The sequence below is a fragment of the Streptomyces sp. NPDC050534 genome (assembly GCF_044457745.1).
GTDB lineage: Bacteria > Actinomycetota > Actinomycetes > Streptomycetales > Streptomycetaceae > Streptomyces.
In genome coordinates, this window is sequence record NZ_JBITHF010000010.1 from 31,773 (window position 1) to 46,067 (window position 14,295).

Genomic DNA, 14,295 nt, shown 5'->3' on the forward strand with positions numbered 1-14,295 from the left:
ACGCCTGTCGATACAGATGCCATCCTGGGGCGCGCAGGGGATCGACAGACGTCGAATCAAAGGGGAACACAGTGAACGAGCCCACCACCGACCAGCTACCCGTCGTGGTCATCGGAGCCGGCCCCGTCGGCCTGGCCGCCGCCGCTCACCTCGTCGAGCGCGGCCTCGAACCGCTGGTCCTGGAGGCCGGACCCACCGCCGCCACCGCCGTACGCAACTGGTCGCACGTCCGGCTGTTCTCCCCGTGGGCGGAGGTCACGGACCCCGCCGCCGAAAAGCTCCTTGCCCCCACCGGCTGGACCCGCCCCGACGGCGCCACCTACCCCACCGGCGCCGACTGGGCGGAGCACTACCTCCAGCCCCTCGCCGACGTACTCGAAGGCAAGGTCCGCTACAGCGCGACCGTCACAGGGGTGGCTCGCGCGGGACGGGACCGTATCGTCGACGCCGACCGCGACCAGCAGCCCTTCACCGTCCACATCCAGACGGCCGACGGTGGCGAGGAACGCCTCACCGCCCGTGCCGTCATCGACGCCTCCGGCACCTGGAGCATCCCCGGCCCCATGGGCGCCGACGGCCTGCCCGCACTCGGCGAGAAGGCGGCGGCTGCCCAGATCTCCTACCGGGTTCCCGACCTGAAGGACCCTGCCGTCCGCGCCCGCTACGCAGGCAGGCGCACGGCCGTCATCGGCTCCGGCGCCTCCGCCTTCACCGCACTCGCCTACCTCGCCGACTTGGCCGAGGACGAGCCGGGCACGCACACCGCGTGGGTCTTGCGTCGAGGCATCGGCGCAAACACCTACGGCGGCGGCGAAGCCGACCAGCTCCCCGCTCGCGGCGCCCTGGGCCTGCGAGCCAAGGCCGCGGTCGAGGCCGGTCACGCCGGCGCGGTCACCGGCTTCCGCACACAGGCGGTCGAACGCGACGGTGACCGGCTCGTCCTGGTCGCCGAGGACGGCCGCCGCCTGGACCCGGTCGACGAGGCCATCGTGCTGACCGGATTCCGCCCCGACCTGTCCTTCCTCTCCGAGGTCCGCCTCGGCCTCGACGAGCGACTCCAGGCCCCGACCGCGCTGGCCCCGCTCATCGACCCCAACGTCCATTCCTGCGGCACGGTCTACCCACACGGCGTGAACGAGCTGACCCACCCGGAGCAGGGCATCCATCTGGTCGGCATGAAGTCCTACGGCCGCGCCCCGACCTTCCTCGCCATGACCGGCTACGAGCAGGTCCGATCCATCGCCGCGGCGATCGCCGGCGACCGTGAGGCCGCCGAACGCGTCGAACTGACCCTGCCCGAAACCGGCGTCTGCGGCGGCGCGGGCCTCTACGACGATCCCGACGCGGCCCGGAGCAGCGAAGACGGAGGCTGCTGCGCAGCCCCGGCCACCCTGCACATCGGCACCGACGCACCCCGCACGTCCGGCGGGTGCTGACGATCTACGGATCACCGACATCCACGGCAGGTTGGATGCTGGCCAAAGTCGCGATGGCCAGCACCTTCATGCAGGTCACGCCTCCTGGGTCGATCGGCGCTCGACCAACACCCGACCTCGGAGACGATCCGCGACGCCTCGCTCACCTCAGTGCGAGTGCCCGCTCGAAGCAGCTGCCGGGCCGGTGTTCTTGACCGTAAGAGGCAGCAACTTCTTCCCGGTCGGGCCGATTTGAATGGACGTGTCCATCTGGGGGCACACCCCGCAATCGAAGCAAGGCGTCCACCGGCAGTCCTCGACCTCCGTCTCGTCGAGGGCGTCCTGCCAGTCCTCCCAGAGCCAGTCCTTGTCGAGGCCCGAGTCGAGGTGGTCCCAGGGGAGGACCTCCTCGTACGTCTTCTCGCGCGTCGTGTACCAGTCGACGTCCACGCCGAAGGCGGGCAGCGTCTTGTCCGCGCAGCTCATCCAGCGGTCGTAGGAGAAGTGCTCACGCCAGCCGTCGAAGCGGCCGCCGTCCTCGTAGACCGCGCGGATGACCGCGCCGATACGGCGGTCGCCGCGGGAGAGCAGGCCCTCGACGATGCCCGGCTTGCCGTCGTGGTACCGGAAGCCGATCGAGCGGCCGTACTTCTTGTCGCCGCGGATCTTGTCGCGGAGCTTCTCCAGGCGGGCGTCCGTCTCCTCCGCCGAGAGCTGCGGCGCCCACTGGAAGGGCGTGTGCGGCTTGGGGACGAAGCCGCCGATCGAGACGGTGCAGCGGATGTCGTTCTGGCCGGAGACCTTGCGGCCCTCGGCGATCACGTTCATCGCCATGTCGGCGATCTGCAGGACGTCCTCGTCGGTCTCCGTCGGCAGGCCGCACATGAAGTACAGCTTCACCTGGCGCCAGCCGTTGCCGTAGGCGGTGGAGACGGTCCGGATCAGGTCCTCCTCCGAGACCATCTTGTTGATGACCTTGCGCATGCGCTCCGAGCCGCCCTCGGGGGCGAAGGTCAGGCCCGAACGGCGACCGTTGCGGGTCAGTTCGTTCGCCAGGTCGACGTTGAAGGCGTCCACGCGGGTGGAGGGGAGGGAGAGGCCGATCTTGTCTTCCTCGTAGCGGTCCGCCAGGCCCTTGGCGATGTCGCCGATCTCCGAGTGGTCCGCGGACGAGAGCGAGAGGAGGCCGACCTCCTCGAAGCCCGTCGCCTTCAGGCCCTTGTCGACCATGTCGCCGATGCCGGTGATGGAGCGCTCGCGGACCGGGCGTGTGATCATGCCCGCCTGGCAGAAGCGGCAGCCGCGGGTGCAGCCGCGGAAGATCTCCACCGACATGCGCTCGTGGACCGTCTCGGCCAGGGGGACGAGGGGCTGCTTCGGATACGGCCACTCGTCGAGGTCCATGACCGTGTGCTTGGACACGCGCCACGGGACGCCCGACTTGTTGGGCACCACGCGGGCGATCCGGCCGTCGGGGAGGTACTCGACGTCGTAGAACGCCGGGATGTACACCCCGCCGGTCTTGGCCAGGCGGAAGAGGACCTCCTCGCGGCCGCCGGGGCGGCCCTCCGCCTTCCACTCCTTGATGATCCGCGTCATGTCGAGCACGGCCTGCTCGCCGTCGCCGATGATCGCCGCGTCGATGAAGTCCGCGATCGGCTCGGGGTTGAAGGCGGCGTGGCCGCCCGCCAGCACGATCGGGTCGTCCAGGCCGCGGTCCTTCGACTCCAGCGGGATGCCCGCCAGGTCCAGCGCCGTCAGCATGTTCGTGTAGCCCAGCTCCGTGGAGAAGGAGAGCCCGAACACGTCGAAGGCCTTCACCGGCCGGTGGCTGTCCACCGTGAACTGCGGGACGCCGTGCTCCCGCATCAGCGCCTCCAGGTCCGGCCACACGCTGTAGGTGCGCTCGGCGAGGACGCCCTCCTGCTCGTTCAGGACCTCGTAGAGGATCATGACGCCCTGGTTCGGCAGGCCGACCTCGTAGGCGTCGGGGTACATCAGCGCCCAGCGGACGTCACAGGACTCCCACGGCTTGACGGTGGAGTTGAGCTCACCGCCGACGTACTGGATCGGCTTCTGCACATGCGGGAGCAGAGCTTCGAGCTGCGGGAACACGGACTCGGCGGCCGCAGCGACTTCGGCAGGCATCTCGCAAACCTTCGGGGGGCTGGACGGAACTGACAGGGGTGACCATCTAGCCTAACGCGGCGCCGCGGTCGCCCTGACCGCCCGGATCGCCGCGGGGCCCGTCGGCCGGATCGCCACGAGGCCCCTCGGACCGACCGGCCCGCGCCCGCCACTCACACCCGCATCCCGTCCGTGACCTCCCGCCAGGCCCCCGGCAGCTCCGCCTCGTCCGCCGCGGCGCGTGCCTCCTCGCGGCCGTAGAGGAGTCCGTACGTGAAGACGTTCTCCCCCGCCGCGTGCGCCACGGCCGACAGCTCGCGCAGGGTCTGGCGGGTCATGACGCTGTCCTGGTGGTCGCCGAGCAGGTTCTGGAGCGACTTCATCGACTTGGCCAGCGCGGTCGCCGGGTCGCCGAGGGAGGCGATGGCGGCCTCCGCCGCATACCGCGTCCGCTTGGCCTTCTTGCGCGCCTCGTGCAGGGCGAGGTCGCGCTCGGTGCCGGGCTCCGCGGCGATGGCCTGCTCCACCATGCCGGCCAGCCTCCCGAAGTCCTTGCGTACGGCCTTGCCGATCACCTTCTCCGGACTGCCGGCGGCCGCCCGCAGCAGCGGCGGTTCGGCGACCAGCGCGTCCACGCTGTCGAGCAGCGTCAGGTACCGCGTGGAGTCCAGGACACCGATCAGCCTGCGCCGCGATCCGCCGTGCCGGGCGTGCGTCCAGGTGCGCAGCCGGGTGCGGACGGGGCCGTAGACGAGGGTGCGGGGCAGCTCGGTCAGGGCCGCGGTGAGACGCTCGGCCAGCACCTCCTGGTCCCGGTCCACGCCGAGCTCGCCGGCCAGCCACTTCAGCTCCTCGCCGATCGGGTCGGTGACGGTCCGGTCGAGGACCTTGGCGTACGAGAGGAAGGCGCTGCGCATACGGCGGGTGGCGACGCGCATGCGGTGCACGGAGTCGTACGTGTCCTGCCGTACGGCCGGGTCGAGCTCGACGAGGGCGTCCCGCTGCTCGCGGACATAGGCGAGGACATGGTCACCGGCCGTATCCGGGGGCCCGGGCCGCCGTTGCCCGCCGGCCTTCCCGGCATTCACGGCCTTCCCGGTCTTCCCGCTCTTCTTGCGCGGTGCCGTCTCCGCCAGGGCCCGCGCCAGTTTCGACGCCGACGCGGACGGCCGTACGCCCGCCTTGCGCAGCCGCTTGTCGACCCTGTCGAGGAAGGCGGGGTCGCCGCCGTCGGCGAGCTCCACCTCCAGCTCGGTCCACTGGGCGACGCCGCCGTCGCCGGTGAGCCGCTCCGCGCGTACGGCGTCCACGCTGACCTCGGCGAGCAGCCGGCCCCCGGCGTCGACGAGGTCGCGGATGTCGCGGTCGGACAGCAGCCGGACCACGGGCCGCAGCTCGGCGTCGCGCACACGGGAGCGGATCAGGCCGGCGAGGCTGCGCGGCAGGCTGTCGGAGAGCGGGGCGTGGATCTCGTCGCGGACGCCGGGGGCGACGGGGAACTTCAGGTGCCAGCCCGCGTCGGCACCGCCGGTGCGGCGGCGCAGCGTGATCGAGGAGGCGGCGAGGCGCTCGTCGGCGGTGTCGTAGTACGTGGCGTCGAGATGCGCCACACCTTTGTCGACGACGGCGTCGACGCCGGTCACGCCGGTCAGGTCCGGCAGGCCACTGTCGTCGGATTCGTACTTCCGCTCGATCTCACGCTTCGTGTCCGCCATGAACTGAATCTAGTGGGATTCACCCCCGAGCGGCAGGGCCCTTCGGGGGCGAATCCCAGGCAAAGGCGGATGCAACACCAGGCTCACTACGCCGACATGGGCCGCTGCGCCTTGATGGACTGCAACAGCCCCACGGCCAGCCAGACGGCGAACATCGACGAGCCGCCGTACGAGACGAACGGCAGTGGCAGGCCCGTGACCGGCATGATGCCGAGGGTCATGCCGACGTTCTCGAAGATCTGGAAGGCGAACCAGGCGACGATCCCGGCGGCGACGATCGTGCCGTACAGCTCCGTCGAGTCGCGGGCGATACGGCAGGCCCGCCACAGGATCAGGCCGAGAAGCAGGATGATCAGCCCCGCGCCGACGAAGCCGAGCTCCTCCCCCGCCACCGTGAAGACGAAGTCCGTCTGCTGCTCGGGCACGAACTGGCCGGTGGTCTGCGAGCCGTGGAAGAGTCCCGAGCCGGTCAGACCACCCGAACCGATCGCAATCCGGGCCTGGTTGGTGTTGTAGCCGACGCCCGCCGGGTCCAGCGCGGGGTTGGCGAAGGCCGCGAACCGGTTGATCTGGTACTCGTCCAGGATGTGCAGCTGCCAGACGGCGACCGCGCCCGTGGCGCCGGCCGCGATGAGGCCGAACACCCAGCGGTTGGAGGCGCCGGAGGCGAGCAGCACGCCGAGGATGATCACCACCATCACCATGACCGATCCGAGGTCGGGCATGAGCAGCACGACCAGGATCGGTACGGAGGCCAGGCCCAGGGCCTGCAGGACCGTGCGGTGGTCGGGGTACTTCTTGTCGCCCGCGTCGACCCGCGCCGACAGCAGCATCGCCATGCCCAGGATGATCGTGATCTTCACGAACTCCGAGGGCTGGAGGGAGAAGCCGCCGCCGAGCACGATCCACGAGTGCGCGCCGTTGACGGTGGAACCGAGCGGAGTGAGCACCAACAGGATCAGCAAGACCGAGAGGCCGTACAGGAACGGGATGACGGTGCGCAGGGCGCGGTGGCCGATCCAGATCGTGCCGATCATCAGGCCGATCCCGATGCCGGTGTTCATGAGATGCCGGATGAGGAAGTAGTACGGGTCGCCCTGGTTGATCTCGGTGCGGTTGCGGGTCGCCGAGTAGACGAGGGCCGTGCCGATCAGCGACAGCGCGATCGCCGCGAGCAGTATCGGCCAGTCCAGCCGGCGCGCGAGCGAGTCGCGGGCGAAGATCCGCGTCCAGCCCGCCCGCTGGGGCCCGTACCCCGGGACGGAGAAGCTGTTTCCGGTCATGTGAGCATCCTCCGGTTCCCGCGCCTGCGCGCCCGCCTGCGGGTGTTCCGGTTCGTCGTCGCGGTCGGCGAGGCCGTGGCCGCGGGCGGCTGGGTCCCGCCCGGGGTGGCCGCGCCCTTCTCCTGGGCCTTCTTCAGGTCCTTGACCGGGTCCTTGCCGACCTTCGGGGAGTCGATCGTGCCGTCCGTCTTGACCTTCGGCAGGCCCTTCTGCGGGGTGGGAAGCAGCGCCTTCTTCCGGTCGATCGAGCCGTCGCCCTGGACGCCGTAGAGGGAGCTGTAGATGTTGCGCACGGCCTCACCGGAAGCGCCGGAACCCGTACCGGCCTGGGCGATCGTCATGACGACCGTGTAGTCCTTGGAGTACGTGGCCAGCCACGAGGTGGTCTGCTTGCCGTAGACCTCCGCGGTACCGGTCTTGGCGTGCAGCGTGATCTTGTCCTGCGGCCAGCCCTGGAACTTCCAGGCGGCGGTACCGCTGGTGATGACGCCCGCGAGCGCCTTGTCCATGCCCTTGAGGGTGGCCTTGCTGACCGGGAGCTTCGCCTTGACCTGCGGCTTGATCGGCGTGACCGTCTTGCCGTCGGCGCTGATGACCGCCTTGCCGATGGTGGGGACGTACTCGGTGCCGCCGTTGGCGAGCGCCCCGTAGATCATCGCCTCCTGGATCGGGGTGAGCAGCGTGTCACCCTGCCCGATGGAGTAGTTGATCGAGTCGCCCTCGCGCATCTTGTTGCCCTCGAGGCAGTTCTCGTAGGCGATCTTCTCGACGTAACTGCCGTCCTTCTTGCCGGACTTGCACCAGGCGTCCTTGTTGGCCTTCCAGTAGTCCAGCTTCCACTGGCGGTCCGGGACGCGGCCGGAGACCTCGTTCGGGAGGTCGACGCCGGTCTGCTTGCCGAGGCCGAACTGGTGGGCGGCCTTGTAGAAGTAGTCCTTCGGCTCGCCCTTCTTCGGGTTGATGCCGCCGTCCTTCTTCCACTCGCGGTCGGCGAGGCCGTAGAAGACGGTGTCGCAGGAGACCTCGAGCGCGCGGCCCAGCGAGATGGGGCCGAAGCTCTCGCCCTCGAAGTTCTTGAAGACCTGGCCGCCGACCGAGTACGAGCTGGTGCAGGGGTAGCCGCCGTCCCAGGCGTAGCCGGCCTCGACCGCGGCGGCCGTGGAGACCACCTTGAACGTCGAACCGGGCGCGGACTGACCCTGTATGGCGCGATTGAGCAGCGGGTAGTCGGAACCCTTGCCGGTGAGCTGCTTGTAGTCCTTGGCGGAGATGCCGCCGACCCAGACGTTCGGGTCGTACGTCGGCGCGGACGCCATGGCGACGATACGGCCGGTCTTGGCCTCCATCACGACGACGGCGCCCGAGTCGGCCTTGTACTTCTCGCCGGTGACCTTGTCGTACTGGGTCCGGGCGATCTTCATCGCGTTGTCCAGCTCGTACTCGGCGACGCGCTGGACGCGGGAGTCGATGCTGGTGACGAGGTTCGAACCGGGCTGGGCGGCATCGGACTTGGCCTTGCCGATGACACGCCCGAGGTTGTCGACCTCGTAGCGGGTGACCCCCGCCTTGCCGCGCAGGTCCTTGTCGTACTGTCGCTCCAGGCCGCTGCGGCCGACCTGGTCGGAGCGCAGATACGGCGAGCTGGTGTGCTGGGCCTTGGTGATCTCCTCGTCGGTGACCGGCGAGAGATAGCCGAGGACCTGGGAGGTGTTGGCCTTGCCGGGGGCCGGGTAGCGGCGCAGCGCCTCGGGTTCGGCGCTGATGCCGGGGAAGTCCTCGGAACGCTCGCGGATCTGCATGGCCTGGCGGGGCGTGGCCTCGTCGGTGATGGGGATCGGCTGGTACGGCGAGCCGTTCCAGCACGGCTGCGGCGTCTTGGCGTCGCACAGCCGGACCCGCATCATGACGTCCGTGGGCTTCATGCCCAGGACCCCGGCCAGCTTGGTCAGGACGGCCTTGCCGTCGTCCTTCATCTTCAGCAGGTCGGTGCGGGAGGCGGAGACCACCAGGCGGGTCTCGTTGTCGGCGAGCGGCACGCCGCGCGCGTCCAGGATCGAGCCGCGCACGGCGGGCTGGACGACCTGCTGGACGTGGTTGCCGGACGCCTCCTTGGCGTAGGCGGAGCCCTCACGGATCTGCAGGTACCACAGCCGGCCGCCGAGGGTCCCGAGCAGGGAGAGGACGAGGATCTGGATGACGACGAGTCGGATCTGGACCCGTGGGGTCCGTCCGGTCTCGGGGATGTTGGTCACTGCGGCTGCCTCCCCCTCTCAGTGTGTGTACGTGTCATATCCGACGGACCTGTGAACGGCGGCCGCCAACTCACGTGCCCTCACAACCGCTTGACCCCCTTGATGCGCCCCACGCGCGCGGTGCGGGTTCTGGCCCTGGTCTTCAGGCTGCCCAGGGCGCCTCGCTGGCCGCCGACCTTGAGGCCGGTCCCGGCGGAGATCCAGCCGGAGGAGATGTCGGTCGCCTTCTTGGACGAGGAGGCCGCCTCCGCGGCGAGCGGGTCGTTCTCCGCGCGCCGGGCCAGGAACATGATCCCGGGGACCACGAAGGGCGCGAGGAGCAGGTCGTAGAGCGCGGCCGTGAACAGCAGGCCGGCGAGGCCGACATGACGGGCGGCGGTGTCGCCGACGAGGGCGCCGACGCCCGCGTACAGCAGGGTCGAGCCGATGGCGGCGGCGACCACGACGACCATCGGGCCGGTGGCCGACTTCAGCCGTCCGTGGTCCGGCTTGACCAGCCCGGCGAGATAGCCGATGACGCACAGCACCAGGGCGTAGCGCCCGGCGGCGTGGTCGGCGGGCGGCGCGAGGTCGGCGAGCAGGCCGGCGCCGAACCCGACGAGGGCGCCGCCGACATGGCCGTACACCAGGGCCAGGCCCAGCACGGTCAGCAGCAGCAGGTCGGGCACCGCGCCCGGCAGATGGAGCCGGGCGAGGACGCTGACCTGAAGCACCATGGCCACCACGATCAGGGCCGAGGAGAGCAGGATCCGGTTGACGCGCATGGGGATTCAGCTCCTACAGCTACGAGGTCGGGCTGGGGACGGGCGCACTGGCCGACGGGGTGGCCGTGACGGTGACCGTCGGCGTGGGGGTCGGCTTGGGCTTCTGCGGCAGCACCGTGTCGCGCGGGTCCTTCTTCGGGGCCTCCACGACGACGCCGACGACGTCGAGCTTGGTGAAACTCGCGTACGGCGTCACGTAGATGGTGCGGGTCAGGGCGCCGCCGGACGGGTCGACGCGGGAGACCACGCCGACCGGCACGCCCGGCACGAAGGGCTTGTCGGCCTGGGAGCCGAAGGTGACGAGCCGGTCGCCCTTCTTCACGTCCGCCTTGCTGTTGAGGAGTTCGACGCGCAGCGGGCGGTCGCCCTGTCCGGAGGCGAATCCGAGCTCGTCGCTGTTCTCCATGCGGGTGCCGACGGTGAAGTCCGGGTCGTTGGCGAGCAGTACGGTCGAGACGTCGGGGCCGACGTTGGTGACCCGCCCGACCAGACCGTCGCCGTTCAGCACGGTCATGTCGCGCCTGATGCCGTCGTTGGCGCCGATGTCGATGGTGATCGTCCAGGAGAAGCCCTGGGCCGCTCCTATGGCGATGACCTGAGCGCCCTTGATGCCGTACTGCCCCTCGGCGGAGACCTTCAGCATCTTGTCGAGCTGCCTGAGCCGGCTGGCGTTGCGATCGTCGCTGCCGAGCCTCGCCTTGAGGGCCGCGTTCTCCGTCTCCAGGCGGGCGAGCCGGTCGTGGCGGGTGCCCGAGTCGCGGACCGCGGAGACCGCGTCCCCGACCGGGTTGACCGCCGACGACACCCCGTCCTCGACCGGGCCGAACACCGTGGCCGCCACCTGGCGGGCACCGTCGACCGGTGAGTCCTCCCCACCGCGGATGTCCACCGTGATCAACGCGAACGCGATGGCGATCAGCAGCACCAGGAGCAGCCGGCTCTCTCGTGTGTCCCTCACGTGCGGCGGCCGTGCCTTCCTCATAGGAATGTGCAGAGGTCTGGATGTTCAGGTGTCGGGCGTGCAGAGGCTTATGGGTGAGCTTATGCCTCAATATCAACGATCCGCCGCACGAGAAGAGATCGTCTCGTACGGCGGAATCGAAGAGTTACTTCATCTGCGCGGCTGGGCGTCCAGCACCTGCTGGAGCGCCTCGAACTCCTCGACGCACTTGCCGGATCCGAGCGCCACGCTGTCCAGCGGATCCTCGGCGATGTGGATGGGCATGCCGGTCTCCCGGCGCAGCCGCTCGTCGAGTCCGCGCAGCAGCGCCCCGCCGCCCGTCAGCACGATGCCCCGGTCCATGATGTCGCCGGACAGCTCCGGCGGGCACTTGTCCAGGGTCGTCTTGACGGCGTCGACGATGGCGTTGACCGGCTCCTCGATCGCCTTGCGCACTTCGCCCGCGGAGATCACGACGGTCTTGGGCAGCCCGGAGACGAGGTCCCGGCCGCGGATTTCGGTGTGTTCGTCGGAGTCCAGTTCGTACGCCGAACCGATCGTGATCTTGATCTGTTCGGCCGTCCGTTCACCGAGAAGAAGGCTGTACTCCTTCTTGATGTGCTGGATGATCGCGTTGTCCAGCTCGTCCCCCGCGACGCGGATGGACTGGGCGGTGACGATGCCGCCGAGCGAGATGACCGCGACCTCGGTGGTGCCGCCGCCGATGTCCACCACCATGTTGCCCGTGGCCTCGTGGACCGGGAGGCCGGAGCCGATGGCGGCCGCCATGGGCTCTTCGATGATGTGGACCTGGCGCGCGCCCGCCTGGGACGACGCCTCGATGACGGCACGGCGCTCGACGCCCGTGATGCCCGAGGGCACACAGACGACGACCCGCGGACGGGCCAGATACCTCCGCTTGTGGATCTTCAGGATGAAGTAGCGGAGCATCCGCTCGGTGATCTCGAAGTCGGCGATGACGCCGTCCTTCAGAGGTCGTACGGCGACGATGTTGCCAGGAGTCCGGCCGATCATCTTCTTCGCCTCGGCGCCGACCGCGAGGATGCCACCGGTATTGGTGTTGATCGCGACGACTGACGGCTCGTTGAGTACGATCCCGCGACCCCTGACGTACACCAGCGTGTTGGCGGTCCCGAGGTCGACAGCCATGTCACGGCCGATGAACGACATTGAGTTCCCCATCAGGATTCGTCTGGCCTTCCTGGGAGCTTTTGAGGGCTTTTCAGGTAGGCGAAGTGGGTGCTGTGACGTGAAGGCTTCCATCGTAATGGCGCCTGCACGAACACTGCGTAAGGGTCTCCGCCATTGTCAGCAGATGCTGGGTGCGTTCGCTTGGTGAGAGGGGCGTTCGGGGGCTCTCGTTCCCTCGATCGCCACGCATATGCCAGATGGTCGAGGGTAAACGCCTCGACCTCACACTTCTGTCGGCCGGGGCTCACGCACGGCCGGGGAAGAAGATCTTCACCTCGCGCTCGGCGGACTCCTCGGAGTCGGAGGCGTGGATGAGGTTCTCCCGCACGATCACGCCGTAGTCGCCGCGGATGGAGCCGGGGGCGGCGGCGATCGGGTCGGTCGGTCCGGCGAGCGCGCGCACACCCTCGATGACCCGCTCGCCCTCGACGATCAGCGCCACGACCGGCCCGGAGGCCATGAACTCGACCAGCGGCTCGTAGAAGGGCTTGCCCTTGTGCTCGCCGTAGTGCTGCTCCAGCGTCTCCTGGTCCAGGGTGCGCAGCTCCAGCGCCGTGATCCGCCAGCCGGCCTTGCGTTCGATGCGGCTGATGATCTCGCCGCTCAGGCCACGGCGGACGGCGTCGGGCTTGAGCAGGACGAGGGTGCGCTGGCTCACTGCGGGCTCCTATGGATCAAGGCTTGTGCGAGGTGTTCGAAGATTACAGGGCGTGTCCGGGCCGGAGTTACGCAGCGTCAGGAGTGGAGGAGGCGGCCTCCGCCGCGAACCGGGCCTTCGCCTCGTCGATCTTTCTGCCGTAGTGCACCGAGGCCCACCACAGGGCCGCGAAGACCGCGCCCAGGAAGAACATCGTCGGGACGACGAAGCCGGAGGCGATCAGCGCCACCTGGAGGATCCAGCCGAGGGCGATCCCGCCCGGACGCGTCACGACGCCGCACAGCGCCAGGCACAGGAACATCGCGATGCCGCTGACCGTCCACACCGTCGCCGTGGTCAGGTCGGGGTCCTTCATGGCGACCAGGCCGGCGAAGCCGATCACGAAGAACTCGCCGATCAGGGTCGAAGCACAGAGCGTACGCAAAGGTGGTCAGCGCCTTCCCAGGAGCAGTCGGGCCTCGCCGACGGTGATGACGGAGCCGGTGACGAGCACACCGCCGCCCGCGAACTCGCCCTCCTCCTCGGCCAGCGTGATCGCGGCCTCCAGGGCGTCGGGCAGCCGCGGTTCGACCTGGACGCGCTCGTCCCCGAAAACCTCCACGGCGATCGCGGCGAGTTCGTCGGCGTCCATCGCGCGGTGGCTGGAGTTCTGCGTGACGACGACCTCGGCGAAGATCGGCTCGAAGGCCTCGAGGAGGCCGCGTACGTTCTTGTCGCCGCTCGCGCCGACGACGCCGATCAGCCGGCTGAAGTCGAACGCCTCCCCCACGGCCTCGGCGGTGGCGCGGGCGCCCGCCGGGTTGTGGGCCGCGTCCAGGACGACGGTGGGCGAGCGCCGTACGACTTCCAGACGGCCCGGCGAGGAGACGGCGGCGAACGCCTTGCGCACGGTGTCGATGTCGAGCGGCTCGGGCCGCTGGGCGCCGACGCCGAAGAACGCCTCGACGGCGGCGAGCGCCACGGCGGCGTTGTGCGCCTGGTACGGGCCGTGCAGGGGGAGGTACACCTCGTCGTACTCGCCGCCCAGGCCGCGCAGGGTGAGCAGTTGTCCGCCGACGGCGACCTGACGGGAGACGACGCCGAACTCGAGCCCTTCCCTGGCCACCGTGGCGTCGACGTCGACGGCCTTCTTGAGCAGCACCTGGGCCGCGTCGACGGGCTGCTGGGCCAGGATGACCGTGGCGTCCTGCTTGATGATCCCGGCCTTTTCCGTGGCGATCTCGCCGGGTGTCTCGCCGAGCCGGTCGGTGTGGTCGAGGTCGATGGGGGTGACGACGGCGACGTCCCCGTCGATGACGTTCGTGGCGTCCCAGGAACCGCCCATGCCGACCTCGACGACCGCGACGTCCACCGGCGCGTCGGCGAAGGCGGCGTACGCCATGCCGGTCAGCACCTCGAAGAAGGACAGCCGGTACTCCTGCTGGGAGTCGACCATCTCGATGTACGGCTTGATGTCCTCGTACGTCTCGACGAAGCGCTCGGCGCCGATGGGCGCGCCGTCGAGGCTGATGCGCTCGGTGATCGACTGCACGTGGGGGGAGGTGTAGCGGCCGGTGCGCAGGTCGAAGGCGCCGAGCAGGGCCTCGATCATGCGGGCCGTGGAGGTCTTGCCGTTCGTGCCCGTGATGTGGATCGAGGGGTACGCGCGCTGCGGCTCGCCCAGCAGGTCCATCAGCGCGGCGATCCTGCTGACCGACGGCTCCAGCTTGGTCTCGCCCCACCGGGAGGCCAGCTCCGTCTCGACCTCGCGCAGCGCGGCGTCCGTCTCGGGGTCCTCGGGGCGCGTCGGCACGTCTGCCTCCGGCGGACCGCCCTGGGTACGCAGGGTGCGGCTGCCGGCCTCGATCACCGCGAGATCGGGGTCTCGGCCGGTCTCCTCCGCGATCAGCTCGTCGAAGGGGTCGGGCTCGTTCTGGTCGCTCACGGGGC

Annotated in this window: 11 protein-coding genes; 1 reads left to right on the forward strand and 10 read right to left on the reverse strand. The window is 69.6% G+C overall.

Going from position 1 to position 14,295, the window contains the following annotated elements:
• Positions 1–71 precede the first annotated feature (71 nt).
• On the forward strand, positions 72–1,436 hold the full coding sequence (locus tag ACIBN2_RS30270; protein WP_399139054.1) for an FAD-dependent oxidoreductase: 1,365 nt from the start codon (positions 72–74) through the stop codon (positions 1,434–1,436).
• Positions 1,437–1,583: 147 nt separating this feature from the next.
• Here the strand turns inward: ACIBN2_RS30270 and ACIBN2_RS30275 are convergent, their stop codons facing one another.
• The 10 genes from ACIBN2_RS30275 to ACIBN2_RS30320 form a co-directional block, all read right to left on the reverse strand.
• On the reverse strand, positions 1,584–3,563 hold the full coding sequence (locus ACIBN2_RS30275; protein WP_399139056.1) for a TIGR03960 family B12-binding radical SAM protein: 1,980 nt from the start codon (positions 3,561–3,563) through the stop codon (positions 1,584–1,586).
• Positions 3,564–3,715: 152 nt separating this feature from the next.
• Positions 3,716–5,257 (reverse strand): CHAD domain-containing protein, encoded by a 1,542-nt coding sequence (locus ACIBN2_RS30280; protein ID WP_399139058.1) that lies wholly within the window; start codon positions 5,255–5,257, stop codon positions 3,716–3,718.
• A gap of 86 nt (positions 5,258–5,343) precedes the next feature.
• Positions 5,344–6,540, reverse strand: a complete 1,197-nt coding sequence (rodA, locus tag ACIBN2_RS30285) for a rod shape-determining protein RodA (RefSeq protein WP_399139060.1) — start codon at positions 6,538–6,540, stop codon at positions 5,344–5,346.
• On the reverse strand, positions 6,537–8,792 hold the full coding sequence (gene mrdA / locus ACIBN2_RS30290) for a penicillin-binding protein 2 (protein ID WP_399139062.1): 2,256 nt from the start codon (positions 8,790–8,792) through the stop codon (positions 6,537–6,539). Before mrdA ends, rodA begins: the two co-directional genes overlap by 4 nt.
• Before the next feature lie 80 nt (positions 8,793–8,872).
• On the reverse strand, positions 8,873–9,556 hold the full coding sequence (mreD, locus tag ACIBN2_RS30295) for a rod shape-determining protein MreD (protein WP_399139064.1): 684 nt from the start codon (positions 9,554–9,556) through the stop codon (positions 8,873–8,875).
• A gap of 19 nt (positions 9,557–9,575) precedes the next feature.
• The gene (gene mreC / locus ACIBN2_RS30300; protein ID WP_399139066.1) at positions 9,576–10,514 is read right to left on the reverse strand and encodes a rod shape-determining protein MreC; all 939 of its coding nucleotides are present in this window, start codon (positions 10,512–10,514) and stop codon (positions 9,576–9,578) included.
• A gap of 153 nt (positions 10,515–10,667) precedes the next feature.
• The gene (locus ACIBN2_RS30305; protein WP_399139067.1) at positions 10,668–11,687 is read right to left on the reverse strand and encodes a rod shape-determining protein; all 1,020 of its coding nucleotides are present in this window, start codon (positions 11,685–11,687) and stop codon (positions 10,668–10,670) included.
• A gap of 265 nt (positions 11,688–11,952) precedes the next feature.
• Positions 11,953–12,366: a nucleoside-diphosphate kinase gene (gene ndk, locus ACIBN2_RS30310; protein WP_399139069.1), complete on the reverse strand. Its 414-nt coding sequence runs from the start codon at positions 12,364–12,366 to the stop codon at positions 11,953–11,955.
• A 67-nt stretch (positions 12,367–12,433) separates the two neighbouring features.
• Positions 12,434–12,790 carry a DUF4233 domain-containing protein gene (locus ACIBN2_RS30315; protein WP_399139070.1) on the reverse strand — a complete coding sequence of 119 codons (357 nt, stop codon included), beginning with the start codon at positions 12,788–12,790 and terminating at the stop codon, positions 12,434–12,436.
• A 6-nt stretch (positions 12,791–12,796) separates the two neighbouring features.
• Positions 12,797–14,290, reverse strand: coding sequence for a bifunctional folylpolyglutamate synthase/dihydrofolate synthase (locus ACIBN2_RS30320; protein ID WP_399139071.1), 1,494 nt, complete (start codon positions 14,288–14,290; stop codon positions 12,797–12,799).
• Positions 14,291–14,295: the final 5 nt, after the last annotated feature.

Coding starts and splice junctions, on each gene's coding strand:
- ACIBN2_RS30275 (WP_399139056.1), bottom strand. CDS start 3,563: ATGCCTGCCGAAGTCGCTGCGGCCGCCGAGTCCGTGTTCCCGCAGCTC.
- ACIBN2_RS30280 (WP_399139058.1), bottom strand. CDS start 5,257: ATGGCGGACACGAAGCGTGAGATCGAGCGGAAGTACGAATCCGACGAC.
- rodA (WP_399139060.1), bottom strand. CDS start 6,540: ATGACCGGAAACAGCTTCTCCGTCCCGGGGTACGGGCCCCAGCGGGCG.
- mreD (WP_399139064.1), bottom strand. CDS start 9,556: ATGCGCGTCAACCGGATCCTGCTCTCCTCGGCCCTGATCGTGGTGGCC.
- ACIBN2_RS30305 (WP_399139067.1), bottom strand. CDS start 11,687: ATGTCGTTCATCGGCCGTGACATGGCTGTCGACCTCGGGACCGCCAAC.